Genomic DNA, 2,336 nt, shown 5'->3' on the forward strand with positions numbered 1-2,336 from the left:
TTGTATAACAGTATCAGTAAGATAGTGTTTTTGTTGTTACTCAACTTTTCAGAATTTATTTAAATAGCAAACATCTTGACGAATTAGTGTGTTCTTAAATAAATGAAATAATTATGCTAACAGAAATAACAGGACTACCAGATCATATTTTTGGCGTAAGGGCTACCGGAGAGGTGACAAGCGATGATGTAAAGAACGTTTTATTAGCCGGTTTGAAAAGAACAGCTGAGCGATTTAAGGAAATCAGGTATCTGCTCGTTTTGGAAACTGACGTGAAGAATTTTACAGCTGGTGCCTGGGTACAAGATGTTAAGGCGGGTTTGAAAAATTTTACCAAATGGAAAAAAATAGCCGTGGTAAGCGCCGAAAAAGGAGTAGAGTGGTTTTCTGATGTTTTCACAGTGGCTACGCCAGGTAAATCAAAAGGCTTTAAACCAGAAGAGATAGAAGAGGCAAAGGCCTGGCTGAATGCTGAAGATTAACGATTAAAAATGATGAAAAATTCTAAAACATCGRCAGAAAGTAGCAAGGCTACCGCACCGAAAAATGCAAAAGCTAAAGGTGCTGATGATAAAGTAACATCAGCCAAAGATGCCAAGAAAGTAAATGTAACTAAAGATGCTCCCGTTAAACATAAAAACCTTAATAATTAGAAGCAAAATCCTAGTTTATGAAGATTGGTGCCAATAACATCGAGCATTTTTATGATAAAGCCTACGACTGGATAATTGATAAAGGACCATCGGTAATTTTAGGTATAGTACTGCTTATTTTAGGCTTATGGCTAATTAAGCTACTGGGAAAATGGATGCAGGGTGGTATGCACCGTAAAGATATAAATCCTTCACTACGGCCATTTTTAACCAGTTTAATACTCATTACTTTAAGGGTTTTATTGGTACTTACAGTAATGCAGATTATTGGCATTCAGCTTACTTTTTTAACAGTACTCATTGGTGGTATTGGAGTTGCGGCAGGCCTGGCTTTATCGGGTACACTGCAAAATTTTGCCAGTGGTGTATTGATTTTACTGTTGAAACCTTTCGTTGTGGGCGATAGTATTATTGCACAAAGTCAGGAAGGGACTGTAATATCGATCCAGATATTTTATACTATTGTTAAAACATTCGATAACAGAACCGTAGTTATTCCAAATGGCAAATTATCAAATGAAGTGATTATCAATATCAGCAGAGAAGGCAGCAGGAGGTTGGATATTGAAATGAAGTTTAGCTATGGTATCGATTATGAACAGATCGTAAATGTTTTCAATAAAACTGTCGATGAATTTAAAGATTGTCTTAAGACACCCGAAAGAAGAATTGGTGTGTCTGCTTTAGAAGATAATGGATTTAAAGTAAGTTTAAATGTTTGGGTTAAAGCACACGGTTTTACAGATACTAAACTTTCTTTTCTCGAAGTGCTGATGAAAAACTTAAAACTGGGAGGAATAAAATTACCTGGTATGGCTGAGTAAAAAGCTACTTTCTCAGCAAAGCATAAATCTTGTCCATTAATTCGTCGATGTTAAAAGGCTTAGCCATAAAATCATCAGCTTCAATACCATCTAAAGTATAATTATTGGCATTATAACGGGCCGAAATCATTAAAACGGGAATGTGCTGTGTAGCTGCGGTATCTTTAAGTTCTTTTAAAAGTAGTCTTCCATCAGCGTCAGGGAGCATAATATCCATTATTATTACATCCGGATTAAATTTCTGAACATGGTTAATAAAATCAGCACCTTTGTTTAGTCCTTCAACGTTAAAAGCTTCGCTTTCTAAAATAAGGGTTATAACATCTAGGATTGCATGGTTATCTTCGATAACCAAAATATTCTTCTTTGCCAAAGTTGGGGTGATTTTTAAATTTCAAACAAATATATAATAAAAAATAAATCTCAAAACCGAATTTACTAAAATAGAGACATTCTAAAAAAGAGGCTTAATATTTGTTAATTCGTGAAATTAAATACGCTGCAATATCAAAATACATATGACTAAATTTTCTGTAGACCTAAGCAATTGCGATAAAGAACCCATTCATATTCCTGGTAAAATTCAATCGCATGGCTTTCTATTAGCGGTTGATAAGAACAGCCTATCCATTACCTACATTAGTGAAAATGTAGAAGTTTTTTTAGCGGAAGAAGCTAAAAGTCTATTAAACAAACAACTTTCGGTCTTAAACCAGTTTATCAAACAACAAGATCCGGCATTTAATATCGAAGAATTACTTAAACTAGGTATCATCCGTAAAAGCTTTGATGCAATTAGTCCCCATCCTGTTGAAATTAATGGCCTTTCTTTTTATCTGATTATTTCATCATCAGAAAG

General features: G+C 34.5%; 4 protein-coding genes and 1 pseudogene. 4 read left to right on the forward strand and 1 reads right to left on the reverse strand.

All coding sequences use genetic code 11. The features are described 5' to 3' along the window. The first annotated feature begins 113 nt into the window (after positions 1 to 113). From AC1DPQ_RS25080 to AC1DPQ_RS25090, 3 genes are read left to right on the forward strand one after another with little or no spacing between them, the layout of a single operon-like run. Positions 114 to 482 (forward strand): SpoIIAA family protein, encoded by a 369-nt coding sequence (locus tag AC1DPQ_RS25080; protein WP_477583079.1) that lies wholly within the window; start codon positions 114 to 116, stop codon positions 480 to 482. Positions 483 to 491: 9 nt separating this feature from the next. After that, positions 492 to 653, forward strand: coding sequence for a hypothetical protein (locus tag AC1DPQ_RS25085; RefSeq protein WP_477611223.1), 162 nt, complete (start codon positions 492 to 494; stop codon positions 651 to 653). Positions 654 to 670: 17 nt separating this feature from the next. After that, the gene (locus AC1DPQ_RS25090) at positions 671 to 1,477 is read left to right on the forward strand and encodes a mechanosensitive ion channel family protein (RefSeq protein WP_477583075.1); all 807 of its coding nucleotides are present in this window, start codon (positions 671 to 673) and stop codon (positions 1,475 to 1,477) included. A 4-nt stretch (positions 1,478 to 1,481) separates the two neighbouring features. Here the strand turns inward: AC1DPQ_RS25090 and AC1DPQ_RS25095 are convergent, their stop codons facing one another. Further along, the gene (locus AC1DPQ_RS25095; protein ID WP_477583073.1) at positions 1,482 to 1,850 is read right to left on the reverse strand and encodes a response regulator transcription factor; all 369 of its coding nucleotides are present in this window, start codon (positions 1,848 to 1,850) and stop codon (positions 1,482 to 1,484) included. 145 nt (positions 1,851 to 1,995) lie between these two features. Here AC1DPQ_RS25095 and AC1DPQ_RS25100 point away from each other — a divergent pair. Next, positions 1,996 to 2,336 (forward strand): annotated as a pseudogene (locus AC1DPQ_RS25100) (ATP-binding protein); the annotation flags it as partial.

Source organism: Pedobacter sp. 01T416_2, assembly GCF_056398925.1.